The organism is Nonomuraea corallina (genome assembly GCF_027620315.1).
Classification (GTDB): domain Bacteria; phylum Actinomycetota; class Actinomycetes; order Streptosporangiales; family Streptosporangiaceae; genus Nonomuraea; species Nonomuraea corallina.
Window position 1 is genome coordinate 26,740 of the sequence record NZ_JAPNNL010000017.1, and the last position, 17,608, is coordinate 44,347.

A 17,608-nucleotide genomic window follows, 5' to 3' on the forward strand; every position below is an offset into this window, starting at 1 on the left:
TCGAGATTACTCGGCCCGTCGGACCGCTCGCTCTTCGCATCGGGCGCGAGCGCTGCTACTGTTCCCAGTTAGGGTGTTTCGTAAAGAAACACCCACGAGAGCCCCAAAGAGGCTCTATCATATAACAATCGGGCAGTCAGCTGATAACAACCCGTGATCTTTGCACAAAACCACGGATAAATCAGGCTTCGCTCGACACACTGGTTACCTGTCCGCCCGCTGGCAGGAAGCGGGATGCGAGGGGGAGAGATTGGTGGAGAGTAGCAGCGAGCGTCTGCTGACCCCTGGAGAGGTTGCCGCCCTCTTCCGGGTAGACCCAAAGACGGTTACGCGCTGGGCTGCGGCAGGCCGAATCAGCAGTATCCGCACCCCCGGAGGGCACCGGCGCTTCCGCGAATCGGAAGTGCACGCCCTCCTCCGAGGCGAGGACGTTCTTACGGCCGACAGGCCGGCAGGTGAGTCCCCGCGCGTCTGACGTGCCGTCCGGTCGGTGATCCTGCCCGTCAGGATCACCGAGACGGGACCTCCGTCCGCGTGCCCACTGGTCCAACCCGCGGCCGAGCACGGTGAAAGGCGCCAACCGCCGATCGTGGCTGGCGCCTGCCAGGCTGCCGAGCCCGCTCTCCCCATCTCCCGGGCTCTCACGCCTCGTCCTGGTCCGCCTTGAAAGCCAGGAACTCCCGCTCCAGCGCGTCGTTCTCCTCCACCCAGCGGCGCCGGCGCTCGGCCGCCTCCTCCTCGGTCACCGACTCGGGCAGCCACCGGACGTACTCGGGGTCGTCCGGCCCGACCTCCACGTAGCCGTTGCCGATCAGGCGCCGGTCCTCGCTGGCCAGGCTCCGCGGCACCCTGAGGGTGCCGTCAGCGAGCCGGATGACGTACATGGCCTACCACCTAGATTCCGTAGCGCCTGTTGAAGAACAGCATGACGTCCAGCGCCATCCGCGTGTTGCCGCCGAGCATGTCGACCAGGGCCGGACGCTGACGCGCGGCGATCGCGGCGAAGGCGTCGGCGAAGAACTCCTTGCGGCCCAGCCCGCCGCCCTGCCGGTGGAACGAGGACACCAGCAGCGGCTCCACCCTCCGGAACAGCGCCGCGAACTCCGGCGAGTCCGACACCCACTCGCCGAACGCCGAGTCGATGTCGTCGATGGCGTGCCCCACCTCGTGCATCATCACGTCAGGCGTGGGCGATGGCCGGTCGCCCACCACGATCTTGCGCTCCCCGTACGCGCCGGCGCAGATGTCCCACGTGGCGCGGCCGGACGGCAGCGGCGCGCCGCGCAGGTAGCCCATGTCGTCCAGGTCGGGGACGCCGCCGGGCCCGACGTAGATGCCCTCCAGGCCCGCGGCCAGTTTCTCCTTGAGCCGGTCGGGCAGCCGGGCCAGGCTCTCCACCGCCCGCACCACCTCGGGCGGCGGCGGCCCCAGCCGGGAGTCCCACTGGCGGTGCAGAATGCGTTCCAGCTTGCCGCAGTGACTGAGCCCGTCGCCCATCGGCGGCAGATCGGGCCGGTTGGGCCGCGCCCGGGGCACGGCGTCCTGCAGCTCGAAGTCGTACCAGGTGTAGCGCGGCTCCTCGACGACCGCCGCCGACAGCCGCTCACGCCCTTCCCAGCGCCGCGGCCGGTCCTTCTCCCACGCCTGGTCCCACGCCCGGCCCCACGCCCGGTCACGACTCCTGGCACGGTCCTTCTCCAAGCGGTCCTTCTCCGAGCGGCCCACCTCCGGGCGGCCCACCTCCGGGCGGCCCTTGTCCGGGCGGCGCGTCCGTCCCGGCTCGTCGCGGGGCTCGCGGTCGGGGTCGTCGGCGCCCGGCCGACCGGCGTCGCGGGACCGCCTCACGCGGCTGGCCCAGAACGAGCGCTCGGCCTCGGGAGGAGCCTCGGTGCGCCGGGAGAAGAGGTAGGAGCCGCGCCGCCACCATCGGCCCCGCCGATGGCGTCCCTTGTCACTGGAAATGGCCATCGCACCTCTCGCCTGCCGGTGAGAACCGGGTTCCACGGTACGACGCAGATCTTCCTCAGTCACCTGGAATGGGGCATCAGATGGCACGATCAGTCTGAAGATGGCTTACAGTTCGGGCATGGCAGGTGTTCTAATCGGCCTGGCTCTTCTGGCCTTCTGGCTGTTCTCGCTGTTCGACGTCATCACCACCCCCGAGGAAGAGGTCCGGCACTCCCCCAAGGCCGTATGGCTGATCATCGTGGCGGCGGTCCCCCTCGTCGGGGGCGCTTTCTGGATGATGCGCGGCCGTCCCAGGACGGTCGTCACGGCGGGTCCGGCGCCCGTCGAAAGCGGCCCGGCGCCGAAGGGCCCGGATGACGACCCCGACTTCCTGCAGGAGCTCGACCGCCGCCTCCGCGGCGAGTCCGAGGCCTGACACCCCCTCCGGCCGCCTTCCCGGGACGCCCTTCGGGGCCCCCTGGGTCGGCCTGGACCCACGCCGGCCCGCGCCTCGTCAACGGGCCGGGCGTTCCGTGCGCGGCGGCCCCTCACGGCCGTGCCCGGGTAGCCCCCCGGGCACGAGGTCAGCCGCCGACGTCGGCGTAGCTGTGCAGGCCGGGGAAGAGGATGTTGACCCCGAACAGGTTGAACAGCAGGCACGCGAACCCGATGAGCTGGACGACGGTCGCGCGGTTGCCGCGCCAGCCCGCGGTGACGCGGGCGTGGAGGTAGGCCGCGTAGCCGATCCAGGTGATGAACGACCAGACCTCCTTGGGGTCCCAGCCCCAGTAGCGGCCCCACGCCTTGTCCGCCCAGAGCGCGCCGGCGATGACGGCGAACGTCCACAGCGGGAAGGCCACCACGATGGCCTTGTGGGCCACCTTCTCCAGGTCGGCGCGGGACGGCAGCCGCGACAGCCCGTCCCCGCGCACCAGGTAGAGGATGCCCGCCGCGCCGGCCAGCGTGAACAGGCCACCCGCCAGGATCGCGGCCGAGACGTGGATGGCGAGCCAGTACGAGTTGAGCGCCGGCACCACCGGCCCCGCCGCCGTGTAGAACTTGAGCACCGCCAGGCCGAGCCCGAGCGCGGCCGAGACCATGACGAAGGCCCCGACGAAGCGGATGTTCTGCCGCGCGTTGGTGATCAGGAACGCGCTCACGGCGGCGAAGCAGATGGCCACCACGAACTCGTACATGTTGCCCCACGGCCACCGGTCCGCCGCCAGGCCGCGCGTGGCGATGGCGGCGAGGTTGGCGGCCCAGCCGAGCCAGGCGACGGCCACGGCGACCAGGCCGGCCGTACGGGCCCAGGCCGGCGGCTCGGGACCCTCCGCGGCCGGGACGACGTCGCCGGCCGCAGGCCCGCCGGGGGACGCCAGGACGTCCGTCGTACCCTCGGGCGCCGGGTCCGGTCCGCTCTCGCCCGGCTCCGCGGCCGCGCCGACGCCCACCGTGACCCGGGCGCCGGCCCGCGACCTGGCAGTGTCGGCACGCGCCTTGCCGAACGCGAGCTCCACCGCGAACCCGATCATGGCCCCCAGATAGAGCAGGACAGCGGAGAGCACGAGCAGGTCGCTCAGCTCTGCGAGTGTCTCAGCGGACATCCTTGTCTCCTGCCAGTTGCTTCACGATGTCGTCGAACTCCTCGGCGAACCCGGCGGCGGACCCTTCGGTCCTGGTGAGCCCGCCCACGTCGGCCGTGCCGTCCTTGATCCGTACCCACACCCGCCGGCGGCGGATGGTGAGCGAGAACACGATGGCGATGGTGGCCGTGGCCGCCGCCAGCAGGGCCGGGAGCCTGCCGGGGTCGTAGGCGATCTGGAGGGTGATCCACTCCTTGACGCCGGTGAACTCCAGTTTGCCCGCCCCGTCGGGCAGCTCCAGCGCCTTGCCCACGGCCAGCGGGTCGCCCGCGGCCTCGCCCATCACCAGAGGCTTGAGCTTCTTGAGGATCTCGGGAGGGGCGAGCTCGTACACGGACTGCGGGGTGCCGGAGCGCAGCCCGAGGTCGCCGCTGAAGGCGCCGAGGACCTGCACCTCGGGGACGACGGCCCCGGGGAAGGACGAGGCGTGACCGCCGTCCTTCAGCGGGGTGCTGGTCGGCAGGAACCGCAGCAGGAACCCGAGCTGCGACGGCTCGGCGTCGGGCACCTTGACCACGCAGCCGGAGGTGAGCGTGGGCTTGTCCTCGATGAGGCAGGGCACCGGCCCGTCGAAGGCGACCTGCCCCTTGCCGTCGGTGACCCGGAAGACGGGGGCGTAGCCGTGGCCGATGAGGTAGGTCTGGGTGCCGTTGACCACGAGCGGCTCGTTGACCTTCAGCTCGTAGTCGCGGGCGGGCGCGCCGGGCGAGTCGTTGACCTTGAGGTGGGCGGAGTAGTCGAGCTCCTGGCCGGAGTTCCGGCCGCCGACCTGGTAGGTGGCCTGGAAGTCGCTCAGCTCGAACGCGAACGGCTCCAGCGACTCGGCGTTGACCCGCGCCCCCGGCATGTAGCGGTCGTAGGCGGCGACGGTGTTGGCGAACCCGTCGCCCTCGACCACGAGCACGTTGCCGCGGTAGCCGTAGACGGAGCCGACGCCGACGGCCGCCAGGAGGCCGAGCAGCGCGATGTGGAAGAGCAGGTTGCCGGTCTCGCGCAGGTAGCCCTTCTCGGCGGCCACCCAGCCGTCGCCGGCGCGGACGCGGAAGCGCAGCTTGCGCAGCCGCCTGACCGCCTCCTCGACGGTCAGGTCGCTCGCGAAGGACGCGTGGTGCGGCAGCCGGGACAGGTTGCGCGGCGCCGCGGGCGGCTTGCGGCGCAGCTCGCGCAGGTAGGCGCCGGTACGCGGGATGATGCAGCCGATCAGCGAGGTGAACAGCAGCAGGTAGATGGCGGCGAACCAGACGGAGCTGAAGACGTCGAAGAGCTGGAACCGGTCGTACACCTCGGCGAGCGCGGGGTTCTGCTGGTAGAACTGCGCCACCCGTTCGGGCTCGACGCCGCGCTGCGGGAGCAGCGAGCCGGGGATGCTGGCCAGCGCGAACAGGAACAGCAGGATCAGCGCCGTCTTCATCGAGGTGAGCGTGCGCCAGCCCCAGCGCAGCCAGCCCAGCGGGCCGACCCCGGCCGGTCGGCGCTGCTCGCGCTCGCGCTCCAGCTCGGAGATCGTCATCAGATCACCGGCCTGAAGCTGCCGATCAGCCCTTGCATGGTCGCGATCATCTCTCCCCACAGGCCCGTCACCAGGGCCACGCCGACGACCACCATCATGCCGCCGCCGACCCTGGTGATCAGGAGGGAGTGCCGGCGGATCGCGCGGAAGGTGCGCAGCGCCTTGCTGTAGGCCAGGGCGGCGGCGACGAAGGGCAGCCCGAGCCCCAGCGCGTAGGCGACGGCCAGCAGCGCGCCGCGCGAGGCGCTGCCCTCGTTGAGCCCGAGGGTGAGCACCACGGCCAGGGTGGGCCCGATGCACGGCGTCCAGCCGAGACCGAACACCACGCCGAGCAGCGGCGCCCCGGCCAGTCCCGCGGCGGGCAGCTTGTGGACGCGCACGTCGCGCATCAGCCACGGGAACACGCCCATGAAGACCAGCCCGAGCAGGATCGTCAGCACGCCGAGCACCCGCGTGATCACGTCGGCGTTGACCAGCAGGACCTGGCCGAGCTGCCCGAACAGCGCGCCGCTGAGCACGAACACCGCCGCGAACCCGGCCACGAAGAGCGTGGCGCCGAGCACCAGCCGCCCCCGCTTGGGGTCGTCGCTCATGCCCGTCACGTACGAGAGGTAGCCCGGGACCAGCGGCAGCACGCACGGCGACAGGAACGACACCAGCCCCGCCAGCGCGGCGATCGGCACCGCCAGCAGCAGGGAGCCGGAGGCGACGACGTCATTCATCGCGCACCTTGATCACCGCGTTCTTCAGGTCGGTGTAGCGGACCGCGCCGAGCGCCCTGGCGGCGATCCTGCCCTGCCTGTCGATGATCAGCGTGGACGGGATGGCGGCGGGCGGGACCGTGCCCTGGAAGGCCAGCGCGACCTTGCCCGGCTGGTCGTAGATGCTCGGGTAGCCCGGCTTCTCGGTGCGCTCGAACGCCAGCGCGTCGGCCTTGCGGTCCTTGAAGTCGACGCCGATGAACTCCACGCCGCCGGCCTTCGTCTCGGCCGCGACCTCCTTGAGCACGGGGGCCTCGGCCCGGCAGGGGGCGCACCACGACGCCCAGAAGTTGAGCACGACGACCTTGCCCTTGTGGGCGGCCAGCGAGACCGTGCCACCGTCAAGGGCGGGGCCTTCGATCGCGGGCGCGGGCTTGCGCTCCGCGGCCTCGAACACCTGCATCTTCCCGTCACCGGCGACGAACCGGGTGTCGCCCGCCTGCGGCTGCCCGCTCTGGCTGCCGGCGCACCCCGTCACCAGAGCAGCGATAAGGAGCAGGGAGATGGACTTCGCGCGCACGGAAGGAAGATCTCCTTGTACTACAACCGGTAGAGTTGCAACTGTACCGGCGACATCAGGCGCCCGGGACGCTGGGTCCCCTCTGCAGCGACCCGGCGGGCTCGCTGTAGCCGACGCTGACGAGCCGGTCGCCCTCGAACGTGAAGGTGGTCAGGCTGGCCAGGCCGCACTGCCGTCGCCTGGGGTCGTGCCACAGCCTGCGGCGGCCCTCCGCCGCCATCCTGACGGCCCAGATGGGCAGCTGGTGGCTGACCATGACGACCTCGTGGCCGCGCACCGCCTCCCTGGCGTCGTCGATGGCCGCCCGCATGCGCGCGACGATCACCGGGTAGGGCTCGCCCCAGGAGGGGCGCATCGGGTTCCAGAAGTAGCGGTAGTTGCGCGGACTGCGCAGGATGTGCAGCCCCTGCCCAACGGTCCGGCCTTCGAGCAGGTTGCCGGCCTCCACCAGCCGCTCGTCGATCTGGATCTCCAGCCCGTGCGCGGCCGCCACGGGCGCCGCGGTCTCGCGCGCGCGCTCCAGCGGCGAGCTGTAGACGGCCGCGATGTCGCGACCGGACACCGCCTTGGCGACGGTCTTGGCCATGAGCTCGCCGGTCTCGGACAGGTGATAGCCCGGCAGCCTGCCGTAGAGGATGCCGCCCGGGTTGTGCACCTCACCGTGGCGCAGCAGATGAACGACGGTGGTTTCAGCCATGGTGGCCTCAGCTTAACCGCTCGGCCGCACCTGATCGCCAGGGGCGATCGCCCGGGGAGTAGAGTCTGGCTCCGGAAGGAGCCGTCCGATTGGACCCGTTAGCCCTCGCGCTCGTCCTGACAGCGGCCGTGGCGCACGCGTCGTGGAACCTGCTGAGCAAGAAGGCCGCCCACGTCGACAGCCTGGTCTTCGTCTGGCTCGTGGCGGCGGCGGGCGCGGTCGTGTGGAGTCCCCTGTTCGCCGGGTTCCTGCTGGTGGCGCGGCCCCGGCTGGGGTGGCAGGACCTGGCGGTGATCGGGGTGAGCACCGCGATCCACCTGGGGTACTTCGTGCTCCTGCAACGCGGGTACGGCAGCGGCGACCTGTCGGTCGTCTACCCGGTGGCGCGCGGCACGGGCCCGATGCTGGCGAGCCTGGTGGCGGTGCTGTTCCTGGGCGAGCGGCCGTCGCCGGTGGGCATCGCGGGGATCCTGCTGGTGGGCGCCGGCGTGTTCCTGATGAGCGGGGGCGTCGGTCAGGCCAACCTGAAGGGCGTGGCGTTCGGGCTGGTCACCGGCGTGTTCATCGCCGCCTACACGGTCTGGGACTCGCGGGTGGTGAGCGCCTTCGCGGTGGCGCCGATCCTGCTGAACTACCTGGGCGAGGCGGGCCGGGCGATCGCGCTGGCCCCGTTCGTGCTGCGCGGGCGGCGGCGGGCGCTGGTGGCGCCCGCCTGGCGGGCGCACCGGCGCACGATCGTGGCGGCCGCGGTGCTGGCGTTCGTGTCCTACCTGCTGGTGCTGGTGGCCTTCACCAGGGCTCCGGTCAGCCTGGTCGCGCCCGCGCGTGAGATCAGCGTGCTGATCGCGGTCGTGCTGGGCGGGCGTCTGCTGGCCGAGGACGGGCTGCGCCATCGGCTGGCGGCCGCGGGCGTGATCGTCGGTGGCGTGGTGGCCATCGCGCTCAGTTGACCGCCCAGCCGTTCTCCTCGCCGCTGCTGGCCTGGACGAGCGCGTCGACCGTGGCCCGGATGGCGGGGCGGCGGGCGGCGTCGTTGCGCCAGAGCGCGTAGATCCGGCGGCTCTGCCGGGGCAGCAGGGGCACCATCCGGACGCCCGGCGGCACCAGGTCGCGGCCCAGCCGGGGCACGATCGCGCAGCCGAGCCCGGCGGCGACCAGCGCGAGCTGGGTCGGGTACTCGTCGGCCATGGCGGTGATCACGGGCTCCAGCTCGGCGCTGCGCAGGGTGAACACCAGCCAGTCGTGGCAGACGGTGCCCGGCGCGGAGCTGATCCACCGCTCGCCGCAGAGGGCGGACAGCTCGACCTCCTTGCCGGCGGCCAGCGGGTGGTCGGCGGGGAGCGCCACGTCCGCGATGTCGTCGAGCAGCGTCTTCCTGGACAGGCCGTCGGGGATCGGCATCGGCCGGTTGATCCAGTCCTGCACGAGCACCAGGTCGAGCTCTCCCCTGGCCACTTCGCGGATCATCCGTTCGGGCTCGCGCTCGTACAGGTTCACCGAAAGGTCGGGGTGGCGCCGGCGGAGCGCGGCGAGCGCGCCGGGCATCAGGCCGCGGGCGGCGGTCGGGAACGCGGCCACGTTGAGCCGGCCGACGACCTCGCCGCGCAGCGCCTCGAAGTCGGCCTCGGCGGTCTCGACCAGGGCGAGGATGCGTTCGGCGTGCTCGGCGAGCAGTCCGGCCGCGTCGGTCAGCCGGACCCCGCGCCCGTTGCGCTCGACCAGCCGGGCGCCGGTCTCCCGTTCCAGCTTGGCGATCTGCTGCGACACGGCGGACGGGGTGACCATCAGCGCGTCGGCGGCGGCTCCCACCGAGCCGTACACGTGCACCGCGTGGAGGGCCTTCAGCCGGTTCAGGTCCAACATGTAAGCGAGTCTAAAGCGTGAACCCAAGAAAGTCTCGCTTGTCCTTCATTCTGAAGCGCTGGAAAATAGTTGCATGCGAATCCTTAAGCAGAAGAAGCAGCCGTACCGATCCACCTCCTACCTGAAGACCCTCGCCGACCAGGCCCGGCAACAGCGCGCCCGCCACCGCAGAGCCGCCTGAGCCTCGCCCCGGTCAGGGTCTCGGTGACCACCCTCCGCCCCCTCCACCTGGCGCTCGCCATCGGGCTCGCCGCCGTGTGGGGCGTGAACTTCGTCGTCATGCAAGTGGGGCTGGAGCACTTCCCTCCCCTGCTCTACGCCGGCCTGCGCTTCGCGCTGGCGGCCTTCCCCGCCCTGCTCCTCGTCGGCCGTCCGGCGGTGCGGTGGCGGTGGATCGCCGCCGTCGCGGCCACGCTCGGCGCCGGGCAGTTCGCCCTGCTCCTGGTGGGCATGCGAGCCGGCATGCCCGCCGGGCTGACCTCACTGGTTTTGCAGATGCAGGTGCTGTTCACGATCCTGTTCGCGGTGACGCTTCTCGGCGAGCGGCTCACCGCGCGCCGCGTGACCGGGCTGGCCGTCGCCTTCGGCGGCCTGGCCCTGGTCGCCGCCGACTTCGGCGGCTCCGGCCCGATCGGCGCCTTCGCCCTGTGCGTCGCCGCCTCCGCGGCCTGGGGCCTGGGCAACGTCGCCCAGCGCAGGGCCGCCCCGCCCGACGCCCTCCGTTTCATGGTCTGGGTCAGCGCCCTGTCGTCCCCGCCGCTGCTGCTCCTGTCGCTCTGGCTGGAGGGCGTGCCCACGCTCGCCGCGCCGCTGGAGGGCTGGCTGTCCCTGCTGTACGTGGCCTTCGTCTCGACACTCGGCGGCTTCGGCGTCTGGGGCTTCCTGCTGCGCCGCTACGACGCCTCCACCGTCGCCCCGTACACGCTCCTGGTCCCGGTCTTCGGCATGAGCACGGCCGCCCTCTTCACCGGTGAGCCCCTCACCTGGCCCCGCCTCGCCGCCGCCGTCCTCATCGTCACCGGCGTCCTGTACGCCGGCACCCGCCGCCGCATCCCCGAGCCACCGGCCCGCGAACCAGGGAAAACCGCCCTCGCGAAATAGCGACTCCCCGCCCGGCGGATCAGCGAAAAAGCCCGACCGCGAATCAGGGAATCGATCTCCGGCAGATCTGGGAGATTGTCGTTCGCAGCTCGCGAATGACCACGTGGGAGGCTCGATGGTTCTCGTGCCCCGGCCCGGTGGCCGTCAGAGGGCCGCGGCGGCGGCCTTGGCGGCGGCCGGGAGGGCGTCGGCGATCCTGGACAGAGCCTCGTCGTCGTGGGAGGCCGACAGGAACCACGCCTCGTACGCCGACGGCGGCAGATAGACGCCCTGGTCGAGCATGCTGTGGAAGAACGCCCGGTAGGCGGCCGTGTTCTGCGTCTGGGCGTCGGCGAAGGACGTCACCTGCCGGTCGGTGAAGAAGACGGAGAACAGGCTGCCCGCCGTCTGCAGCCGGTGCGGCACGCCGGCGGCCGTCAGCGCGGCGGTGGCGGCCCCGGCCACCGCGGCGGCGGCGGCGTCGACCCTGGTGTAGGCGTCGGCGTCGAGCGCCCGCAGCGTGGCCAGGCCGGCGGCGCAGGCCAGCGGGTTGCCCGACAGCGTGCCCGCCTGGTAGACGGGCCCCTCGGGAGCCAGGTAGGCCATGACCTCGGCCCGGCCGCCGAAGGCCGCCGCCGGGAGCCCGCCGCCCATGACCTTGCCGAACGTCATCAGGTCGGCGTCCACCGGGTCCAGCCCGTACCAGCCGGAGGGCGAGACGCGGAAGCCCGTCAGCACCTCGTCCACGATGAGCAGCGCCCCGTGCCGGGTGCACAGCTCGCGCAGGCGGCTGTTGAAGCCGTCGAGCGGCGGCACGATGCCCATGTTGGCCGGGCACGCCTCGGTGATGACGCAGGCGATCTCCGCCGCCTCGAAGGCCTGCTCGACCAGGTCGATCGCGTTGTAGGGCAGCACGATCGTGTCGGCCGCCGAGGCGCCGGTCACGCCGGGCGTGTCGGGCAGCCCGAACGTCGCCACCCCGGACCCGGCCGAGGCCAGCAGCGCGTCGACGTGGCCGTGGTAGCAGCCGGCGAACTTGATCACCTTGGACCGGCCGGTGAACCCGCGGGCCAGCCGCACCGCGCTCATCGTGGCCTCGGTGCCGGAGCTGACCAGCCGCACCTTCTCCACGGGCGCCACCCGGGCCACGAGTTCCTCGGCCAGCGCCACCTCCCCCGGGGTCGCGGTCCCGTACGAGAAACCGTGCGCGGCCGCCTCCGCCACCGCCTCCACGACCGCCGGATGCCGGTGGCCGAGGATCATCGGACCCCACGAGCACACCAGGTCGACGTAGCGGTTGCCGTCGGCGTCGGTGATGTAGGGCCCCTGGCCGGAGACCATGAAGCGCGGCGTGCCGCCGACCGCGCCGAACGCGCGGACCGGCGAGTTCACCCCTCCCGGCACGACGGCGCAGGCGCGGGCGAACAGGTCCTCGGAGTTCTGTGTACGGCTCACGCGAACAGGTTAGTCGGCCAGCAGCTCCAGGACGCGGAGCGGGTCGGGGAGCGGGCGGCCGTCGGGGGGCCGCAGCCAGGAGACGGGCTGACCGGTGGTGAGAGTGGAGGGCGGGGCCAGGACGTAGCTGTCACGGCAGTGCCAGCGCAGGCCGGGCGTGTCCTCGATGGTGGCCGGGTCGCAGTCGAGCTGACAGGACCACCATTCGTCCTCGTCCTCGGGGTTGCCCCGGGTGGCGACATAGAACAAGACCCGGTCGCCGTTGGCGGCGACCGGGCCTGAGGGGGTGTCGGTGGCGTCGATCCTGGCCAGGGCCGACAGTCCGGTGGACAGGGGTACGTCGAACACGTCGAAGACGCGGCCGGTGGGCAGGATGACGTTGGCCTCGGGGTCGTACCGCCACCAGCGGGTGAGCTGGGCCGTGTCGGTCGTGGCCTGGATGTTCCAGGCGGGCGAGACGGGGTGGGCGCCGGGATCGGGACAGCCGACGCGGTCGCACGAGCAGGCCCGGGGGCCGCTGCGCAGCGGGTGCGCGCCGGGCACGGCGGGCCAGCCCAGAGCGGCGTAGCCGAGCACGGCGTCCAACCGGGTGTGCCGCGACCGTTTCCTGGTACGGCGAGCCAGAGGTACCCCCACCATGGTGTCTCCCGTCACGATTACGTGCCCGAGGCAGCCCCGTTCTCCCGGCCTGACGCGCACGCGGGACACACCAGCACTTCTTATGGCACTCTAACGCACACGTCTCAGGAGTTGACGGGAAACCCCTGGGTTAGAGACGGCGCGCCACCTCGGTCGCCCAGTAGGTGAGGATGAGGTCGGCCCCGGCGCGCTTGATGGACACCAGCGACTCCATGATCATGCGGTCGCGGTCGACCCAGCCGTTGGCGGCGGCGGCCTCGATCATCGCGTACTCGCCGCTCACCTGGTAGGCGGCGACGGGCACGTCCACCTCGTCGCGGAAGCGGCGGATGACGTCGAGGTAGGCCAGCGCGGGCTTGACCATGACGGCGTCGGCGCCTTCCGCCAGGTCGAGCCTGACCTCGCGGAGCGCCTCCTCCAGCGGTCCGGCCGGGTCCTGCTGGTGGCCGGCCCGGTCGCCGAACTGCGGCGCGCACTCGGCGGCGTCCCTGAACGGCCCGTAGAAGGCGGAGGCGTACTTGGCGGAGTAGGCCAGGATCGGCACCCCGGCGAACCCTTCGGCGTCGAGCGCCTTCCTGATGGCCGCGACCTGGCCGTCCATCATGCCGCTCGGCGCCACCATGTGGGCGCCGGCCCTGGCCTGCGCGACCGCGATGGCGGCGTAGCGCTCCAGGGTGGCGTCGTTGTCGACCTCGCCGCTCCCGGTGAGGATGCCGCAGTGGCCGTGGTCGGTGAACTCGTCGAGGCAGGTGTCGGCCATCACCACGAGAGCGTCGCCGACCTCGGCGGTCACGTCGCGCAGCGCCACCTGCAAGATGCCGTCGGGGTCATCGCCGGCCGAGCCGCGGGCGTCCTTGACGGCGGGCACGCCGAACAGGATGAGCCCGCCCACCCCGGCCTCGGCCGCCTCGTGGGCGGCCTTGCGCAGCGAGTCACGGCTGTGCTGGCTGACCCCGGGCATGGAGCCGACCGGGTGCGGCTCGGTGATGCCCTCCTTGACGAACAGGGGCAGGATCAGGTCGGCGGGGTGCAGCCTGGTCCCGGCCATCATCGCGCGCAGCGCGGGGGTGCGGCGCAGCCTGCGCGGACGGGCCACGGGGAACTGGGCGCTCACTTGACTCTCCTCCTGGCGCCTCGGCGGGTCTGGGACGGCCGGCGCGGCGTGTCGCCCGCGGCGAGCGCCGCCGACCGCTGTTTGGCGCCGTACTCGGCCAGCGCCGCCGCCAGCGCCGAGGCGGAGGGCCGGTCGGCCATGACGTCCACGCGCAGCCCGAACTCCTCGGCGGTCTTCGCGGTCTGCGGCCCGATCACGGCGATGACGGTGACGTTGTGCGGCTTGCCGGCGATGCCGACGAGGTTGCGCACGGTCGAGGACGAGGTGAACAGCACGGCGTCGAACCCGCCGCCCTTGATCGCCTCGCGGATCGGCGCGGGCGGCGGCGCGGCCCGCACGGTGCGGTAGGCCGTGACGTCGTCGCACTCCCAGCCGAGCTCGGTCAGCCCGGCGACGAGCGTGTCGGTGGAGATGTCGGCCCTGGGCAGCAGCACCCGGTTGATCGGGTCGAGCATCGAGTCGTACGGCGGCCACTCGGCCACCAGGCCCTCCGACGACTGCTCGCCGGACGGCAGCAGGTCGGGCCTGACGCCGAACTCGACCAGCGCCCGCGCGGTGGCGTCGCCGACCGCGGCGACCTTGAGTCCGGCGAAGGCCCGCGCGTCGAGCCCGTACTCCTCGAACTTCTCGCGCACCGCCTTGACGGCGTTGGCGCTGGTGAAGGCCACCCACTCGTAGCGGCCGGTGACCAGGCCCTTGATGGCGCGGTCCATCTGCTGCGGGGTGCGCGGCGGCTCGACCGAGATGGTCGGCACCTCCTCCGGCACCGCCCCGTACGAGACGAGCTGCTCCGACAGCGACCGGGACTGCTCCTTGGTACGCGGGACCAGCACCCGCCAGCCGAACAGCGGCTTGGTCTCGAACCACGACAGCGTGTCGCGCCGGCCGACGGCCTCGCCCACGACGATCAGGGCGGGCTCGGCCAGCCCGGCGTGTTTGAGATCGGCCTGCAACCTGCCGAGCGTGGACACCACGGTGTGCTGCTCGGTGGTGGTGCCGGAGGAGGTGACGGCCACCGGCGTGGTGTCGGGCTTGCCCCCGGCGACCAGCGCCTTGCCGATGGCCACGACGTCGGCCAGGCCGTGGTAGATGACGAGCGTGCCGGGGCAGGCGGCGTGGGACGCCCAGTCCTGCTCCCTGGCGGCGTCGACGACGCGGAACTCGGGCACCGACACCGCCGACGGGATGCCGGCGTAGGCGAGCACGGCGGTCGCGGACGGCACGCCGGGCACGATCTCGAAGTCCACCTCCGCCGCGGCGCAGGCCGCGACCTCCTCGGCCACCGTGGAGAACAGCATCGGGTCGCCCTCGCACAGGCGCACGACGAGCCGGCCGGCGGCGGCGTGGCGGAGGTAGTCGCCCTCGGCCACCTCCACCTCGGGCCGGCTGTGGCGCAGCAGCGCGCGGTGCGCCTCCTCGCCGGGCACGACGACGTCGGCCTTGGCGAGCAGCTCGGCGCCGCGCAGGGTGAGGAGATTGGGATCACCGGGCCCGGCGCCCACGAACGCGACGAAACCGGAGGTAGGACTATCGGAGCTCAATGGGATTGCTCCCCCATCAATCTGTCGGCCCCTTCGTGAAGCATCTCGGCCGCGAGCCGGCGGCCCAGATCTTCCGCCTCCGAAGGAGAGCCGGCGGTGGACTTGCGCACCGCCTGACGGCCGTCGATGGCGACGACCGCGGCGGTCAGGTGAAGAGTCTGCCCGTCATCGAGCCCGAAAGCACCCACGGGGGCAGAACAGCCGGCTTCGAGCGCGGCCAGGATGGTGCGCTCGGCGGTCACCGCGGAGCGGGTCCGCGGGTCGTCGAGCACGGACAGGAACTCGACGAGGTCGGCCCGGTCCGAGAGGCATTCGACGGCCAGCGCGCCCTGGCCCGGGGCCGGCAGCAGCTGATCGATCCCGAAGAGGTCGGCGATCTCGGCGGTGCGCCCGATCCGGTTGAGCCCGGCGGCGGCCAGCACGACCGCGTCCAGCTCACCGGCGGCGATCTTGCCGATGCGGGTCTCGGCGTTGCCGCGGATCGGCACGTACTCCAGGTCCGGCCGGAGCGCGCGGAGCATGGCGACGCGGCGCGGCGAGCCGGTGCCGACGCGGGCGCCCGCGGGCAGGTCGGCGAACGCGACCGGGCCGACGAGCGCGTCGCGGTGGTCGTGGCGGGCGGGCAGCGCGACCAGCTCGATGCGCGGGTCCGCCTTGGTCGGCAGGTCCTTCAGCGAGTGGACCGCGAAGTCGATCTCGCCTTCGAGCAGCTTGTCGCGCAGCGCGCTGACGAACACGCCGGTGCCGCCGAGCTGGGCGAGGTGGGCCTTGCTCACGTCGCCGAACGTCGTGACGCCGACCAGCTCGATGGCGTGTCCGGTGAGCTCGGTGTAGGCGTCGGCCACCATCCGCGACTGCGTGGTGGCCATCAGGCTGCGACGGGTGCCCAGCTTCAGGGGCCGCGAGATCACAGCTCTACCTCCCTTACGGCTTCGGGCATCTTCGGATCCAGGTCGAACAGCTCGCGCAGCGCTTCGGCATAATGATCGCCCCCCGGCGAGGTGGCGAGCCGCTTGACACGCACAGTGGGCTCGTGGAGCAGCTTGTCGACCACGCGCTGCACGGTCAGCGTCAGCTCGTCCCTGGTCCTGTCGTCCAGGTCGGGCATCCGCATCATCAGCCTGCCCAGCTCGGACTCGACCACGCTCGCCGCCTTGTTGCGCAGCGCCACGACGGTCGGGGTGACCCGCGAGGCGCGGGCGGCCTCGAGGTAGGCGGTCAGCTCCTCGGCGAGCAGCCAGCGGGACGCGCGCACCGCGTCGTCCTCGTGGGAGCCGATGCCGGACTCGCGGATCGTCTCCAGGTCCACGAGGGTGACGCCGGGGACGGCGCGCACGGCGGGATCGATGTCGTGCGGCAGCGCCAGGTCGAGCAGGAACGCCCCGCGCGTCATCATGTCGGCGGTGATCAGGTGCCGCCCGGCGCCCGTGCAGGTGATCACTAGGTCGGCCTCGGCCAGCTCGCGGCCGACCGCGGAGAACTCCACCGCCCGGCCGCCGACGGAGGCGGCCAGGCGGGCGCCGCGCTCGAACGTACGGTTGGCGATGACGATGTCGCTCACCCCGGCGCGCGCCAGCGTGGCGGCGGCCAGGGAGCTCATCGAGCCCGCGCCGACCACCAGGGCGCGCCGGCCGGTCACGTCGCCCGCCAGCGCGAGCCCCGCGCTCACCAGGGACGCGCCGGCCTTGTCGATGCCGGTCTCGGTCTGGGCCCGCTTGCCGACGCGCAGGGCGTACTGGGCCAGCTCGTTCAGCGTGGCGCCGATGGTGCCGTGCTTCTGCGCGAGCTTGAGCGCCTGGCGGACCTGGCCGAGGATCTGGGCCTCGCCGACGACCATGGAGTCGAGGCCGCACACGACCGAGAACAGGTGCTCGACCGCCCGCTCCTCGTAGTGCACGTACAGGTGCGGCGTCAGCTCGTCGACGGGCACGCCGGAGTGGCGGCTGAGCAGCTCGGTGACGACGGTGACGGCGGCGTGGAAGCGGTCGACGGCGGTGTAGACCTCGACCCGGTTGCAGGTGGAGACCACGAAGGTCTCGGCCACGCACGCCTCCTGCCGCACGTCGTGCAGGAGCTTGGTCAGCGCCTCGCCCGTGACCGACACGCGTTCCAGCATGGCCACCGGTGCGGTCCGGTGGCTGAGCCCGATCGCCAGAACACTCATTGCGTGTCCACTGCCATGAGTGGCCCCCCCGCCTTGCGTTGCTCGTGGAACGCGAGAATCTGCAGTTCGATGGAAAGGTCGACCTTCCGCACGTCGACGGAGCCGGGAACGGAGAGGACGACCGGGGCGAAGTTGAGGATGCTGGTCACCCCGGCGGCAACGACACGATCGCACACTTCCTGTGCGGCTGCCGCAGGTGTCGCCAGAACCACGATCGAAACTCCACGCCGCTTGATCACGGCTTCCAGTGCGTCAATATGTTCAACATTCAACCCCGCGATGGTGTCGCCCACGACGTCGGGGTCGGCGTCGAACATGGCGGCGACGTGGAAGCCCCTGGAGACGAACCCGCCGTAGTTGGCCAGGGCGCGCCCCAGGTTGCCGACGCCGACGATGGCCACGGCCCAGTCCTGGGTCAGGCCGAGCTCGCGGGAGATCTGGTAGACGAGATACTCCACGTCGTAGCCGACGCCGCGGGTGCCGTAGGAGCCCAGGTGGGAGAGGTCCTTGCGGAGCTTGGCCGAGTTGACCCCGGCCGCCGTGGCCAGGTCCTCGGAGCTGACCGTCGCGATCCCGCGCTCAGCCATCCCGTGCAGCGCCCGCAGGTAGAGCGGCAGCCTGGCGACCGTAGCCTCGGGGATGCCACGATCGCGGGGGTGGGACGGGCTCTTCAC

19 protein-coding genes are annotated in these 17,608 nt (G+C 72.1%); 4 read left to right on the forward strand and 15 right to left on the reverse strand.

Features of this window, described 5'->3' with window-relative positions; all coding sequences use genetic code 11:
• Positions 1 to 253 precede the first annotated feature (253 nt).
• Complete coding sequence (locus OUY22_RS06995; RefSeq protein ID WP_026214226.1) at positions 254 to 475, forward strand: BldC family transcriptional regulator; 222 nt, start codon at positions 254 to 256, stop codon at positions 473 to 475.
• A 166-nt stretch (positions 476 to 641) separates the two neighbouring features.
• On the opposite strand, the gene OUY22_RS07000 is transcribed toward OUY22_RS06995, so the two are convergent.
• A complete protein-coding gene (locus tag OUY22_RS07000; RefSeq protein WP_270153963.1) occupies positions 642 to 884 on the reverse strand; it encodes a hypothetical protein in 243 nt (80 codons plus the stop codon).
• A gap of 10 nt (positions 885 to 894) precedes the next feature.
• Entirely contained in the window at positions 895 to 1,968 is a 1,074-nt protein-coding gene (locus OUY22_RS07005; RefSeq protein ID WP_270153964.1) for a hypothetical protein, read from the reverse strand.
• A gap of 118 nt (positions 1,969 to 2,086) precedes the next feature.
• Here OUY22_RS07005 and OUY22_RS07010 point away from each other — a divergent pair, with 118 nt between their 5' ends.
• Positions 2,087 to 2,383 carry a PLDc N-terminal domain-containing protein gene (locus OUY22_RS07010; protein WP_270153965.1) on the forward strand — a complete coding sequence of 99 codons (297 nt, stop codon included), beginning with the start codon at positions 2,087 to 2,089 and terminating at the stop codon, positions 2,381 to 2,383.
• 148 nt (positions 2,384 to 2,531) lie between these two features.
• Here OUY22_RS07010 and ccsB read toward each other — a convergent pair whose 3' ends face one another.
• Genes ccsB through OUY22_RS07035 form a run of 5 tightly spaced genes read right to left on the reverse strand, consistent with a single transcriptional unit; the run spans position 2,532 to position 7,078 of the window.
• The gene (ccsB, locus tag OUY22_RS07015; RefSeq protein ID WP_270153966.1) at positions 2,532 to 3,551 is read right to left on the reverse strand and encodes a c-type cytochrome biogenesis protein CcsB; all 1,020 of its coding nucleotides are present in this window, start codon (positions 3,549 to 3,551) and stop codon (positions 2,532 to 2,534) included.
• Positions 3,541 to 5,100 carry a cytochrome c biogenesis protein ResB gene (gene resB / locus OUY22_RS07020; protein WP_270153967.1) on the reverse strand — a complete coding sequence of 520 codons (1,560 nt, stop codon included), beginning with the start codon at positions 5,098 to 5,100 and terminating at the stop codon, positions 3,541 to 3,543. Before resB ends, ccsB begins: the two co-directional genes overlap by 11 nt.
• Entirely contained in the window at positions 5,100 to 5,822 is a 723-nt protein-coding gene (locus OUY22_RS07025; protein ID WP_270153968.1) for a cytochrome c biogenesis CcdA family protein, read from the reverse strand. The genes resB and OUY22_RS07025 overlap by 1 nt, the downstream gene beginning before the upstream one ends.
• The gene (locus OUY22_RS07030) at positions 5,815 to 6,381 is read right to left on the reverse strand and encodes a TlpA family protein disulfide reductase (RefSeq protein WP_270153969.1); all 567 of its coding nucleotides are present in this window, start codon (positions 6,379 to 6,381) and stop codon (positions 5,815 to 5,817) included. Before OUY22_RS07030 ends, OUY22_RS07025 begins: the two co-directional genes overlap by 8 nt.
• Positions 6,382 to 6,436: 55 nt before the next feature.
• Positions 6,437 to 7,078: a histidine phosphatase family protein gene (locus OUY22_RS07035; RefSeq protein WP_270153970.1), complete on the reverse strand. Its 642-nt coding sequence runs from the start codon at positions 7,076 to 7,078 to the stop codon at positions 6,437 to 6,439.
• A gap of 89 nt (positions 7,079 to 7,167) precedes the next feature.
• On the opposite strand from OUY22_RS07035, the gene OUY22_RS07040 reads away from it, so the two are divergent.
• Positions 7,168 to 8,028 carry a DMT family transporter gene (locus OUY22_RS07040; RefSeq protein ID WP_270153971.1) on the forward strand — a complete coding sequence of 287 codons (861 nt, stop codon included), beginning with the start codon at positions 7,168 to 7,170 and terminating at the stop codon, positions 8,026 to 8,028.
• Here the strand turns inward: OUY22_RS07040 and OUY22_RS07045 are convergent.
• Entirely contained in the window at positions 8,021 to 8,941 is a 921-nt protein-coding gene (locus OUY22_RS07045) for a LysR family transcriptional regulator (protein ID WP_270153972.1), read from the reverse strand. The two genes, OUY22_RS07040 and OUY22_RS07045, sit on opposite strands and share 8 nt — an antisense overlap.
• Positions 8,942 to 9,145: 204 nt before the next feature.
• Here OUY22_RS07045 and OUY22_RS07050 point away from each other — a divergent pair, with 204 nt between their 5' ends.
• Positions 9,146 to 10,042, forward strand: coding sequence for an EamA family transporter (locus OUY22_RS07050; protein ID WP_270153973.1), 897 nt, complete (start codon positions 9,146 to 9,148; stop codon positions 10,040 to 10,042).
• A 144-nt stretch (positions 10,043 to 10,186) separates the two neighbouring features.
• On the opposite strand, the gene hemL is transcribed toward OUY22_RS07050, so the two are convergent.
• The 7 genes from hemL to OUY22_RS07085 form a co-directional block, all read right to left on the reverse strand.
• Positions 10,187 to 11,476 carry a glutamate-1-semialdehyde 2,1-aminomutase gene (gene hemL, locus OUY22_RS07055; RefSeq protein WP_270153974.1) on the reverse strand — a complete coding sequence of 430 codons (1,290 nt, stop codon included), beginning with the start codon at positions 11,474 to 11,476 and terminating at the stop codon, positions 10,187 to 10,189.
• 9 nt (positions 11,477 to 11,485) lie between these two features.
• A complete protein-coding gene (locus tag OUY22_RS07060) occupies positions 11,486 to 12,115 on the reverse strand; it encodes a bifunctional DNA primase/polymerase (protein WP_270153975.1) in 630 nt (209 codons plus the stop codon).
• Positions 12,116 to 12,245: 130 nt separating this feature from the next.
• Entirely contained in the window at positions 12,246 to 13,229 is a 984-nt protein-coding gene (gene hemB, locus OUY22_RS07065; RefSeq protein WP_270153976.1) for a porphobilinogen synthase, read from the reverse strand.
• Positions 13,226 to 14,731, reverse strand: a complete 1,506-nt coding sequence (locus OUY22_RS07070; protein WP_270153977.1) for a bifunctional uroporphyrinogen-III C-methyltransferase/uroporphyrinogen-III synthase — start codon at positions 14,729 to 14,731, stop codon at positions 13,226 to 13,228. Before OUY22_RS07070 ends, hemB begins: the two co-directional genes overlap by 4 nt.
• Before the next feature lie 35 nt (positions 14,732 to 14,766).
• Entirely contained in the window at positions 14,767 to 15,678 is a 912-nt protein-coding gene (gene hemC, locus OUY22_RS07075; RefSeq protein WP_408638121.1) for a hydroxymethylbilane synthase, read from the reverse strand.
• On the reverse strand, positions 15,678 to 16,934 hold the full coding sequence (locus OUY22_RS07080) for a glutamyl-tRNA reductase (RefSeq protein ID WP_270153979.1): 1,257 nt from the start codon (positions 16,932 to 16,934) through the stop codon (positions 15,678 to 15,680). Before OUY22_RS07080 ends, hemC begins: the two co-directional genes overlap by 1 nt.
• Positions 16,931 to 17,608 carry a redox-sensing transcriptional repressor Rex gene (locus OUY22_RS07085; RefSeq protein ID WP_270153980.1) on the reverse strand — a complete coding sequence of 226 codons (678 nt, stop codon included), beginning with the start codon at positions 17,606 to 17,608 and terminating at the stop codon, positions 16,931 to 16,933. The genes OUY22_RS07080 and OUY22_RS07085 overlap by 4 nt, the downstream gene beginning before the upstream one ends.

What these genes read in the sequence shown, in the direction of transcription:
- OUY22_RS07010 (WP_270153965.1), top strand. Translation starts at nt 2,087, where the DNA reads ATGGCAGGTGTTCTAATCGGCCTGGCTCTTCTGGCCTTCTGGCTGTTC.
- resB (WP_270153967.1), bottom strand. Translation starts at nt 5,100, where the DNA reads ATGACGATCTCCGAGCTGGAGCGCGAGCGCGAGCAGCGCCGACCGGCC.
- OUY22_RS07025 (WP_270153968.1), bottom strand. Translation starts at nt 5,822, where the DNA reads ATGAATGACGTCGTCGCCTCCGGCTCCCTGCTGCTGGCGGTGCCGATC.
- OUY22_RS07005 (WP_270153964.1), bottom strand. Translation starts at nt 1,968, where the DNA reads ATGGCCATTTCCAGTGACAAGGGACGCCATCGGCGGGGCCGATGGTGG.
- OUY22_RS07000 (WP_270153963.1), bottom strand. Translation starts at nt 884, where the DNA reads ATGTACGTCATCCGGCTCGCTGACGGCACCCTCAGGGTGCCGCGGAGC.
- OUY22_RS07080 (WP_270153979.1), bottom strand. Translation starts at nt 16,934, where the DNA reads ATGAGTGTTCTGGCGATCGGGCTCAGCCACCGGACCGCACCGGTGGCC.
- OUY22_RS07045 (WP_270153972.1), bottom strand. Translation starts at nt 8,941, where the DNA reads ATGTTGGACCTGAACCGGCTGAAGGCCCTCCACGCGGTGCACGTGTAC.
- ccsB (WP_270153966.1), bottom strand. Translation starts at nt 3,551, where the DNA reads ATGTCCGCTGAGACACTCGCAGAGCTGAGCGACCTGCTCGTGCTCTCC.
- OUY22_RS07035 (WP_270153970.1), bottom strand. Translation starts at nt 7,078, where the DNA reads ATGGCTGAAACCACCGTCGTTCATCTGCTGCGCCACGGTGAGGTGCAC.
- OUY22_RS07060 (WP_270153975.1), bottom strand. Translation starts at nt 12,115, where the DNA reads ATGGTGGGGGTACCTCTGGCTCGCCGTACCAGGAAACGGTCGCGGCAC.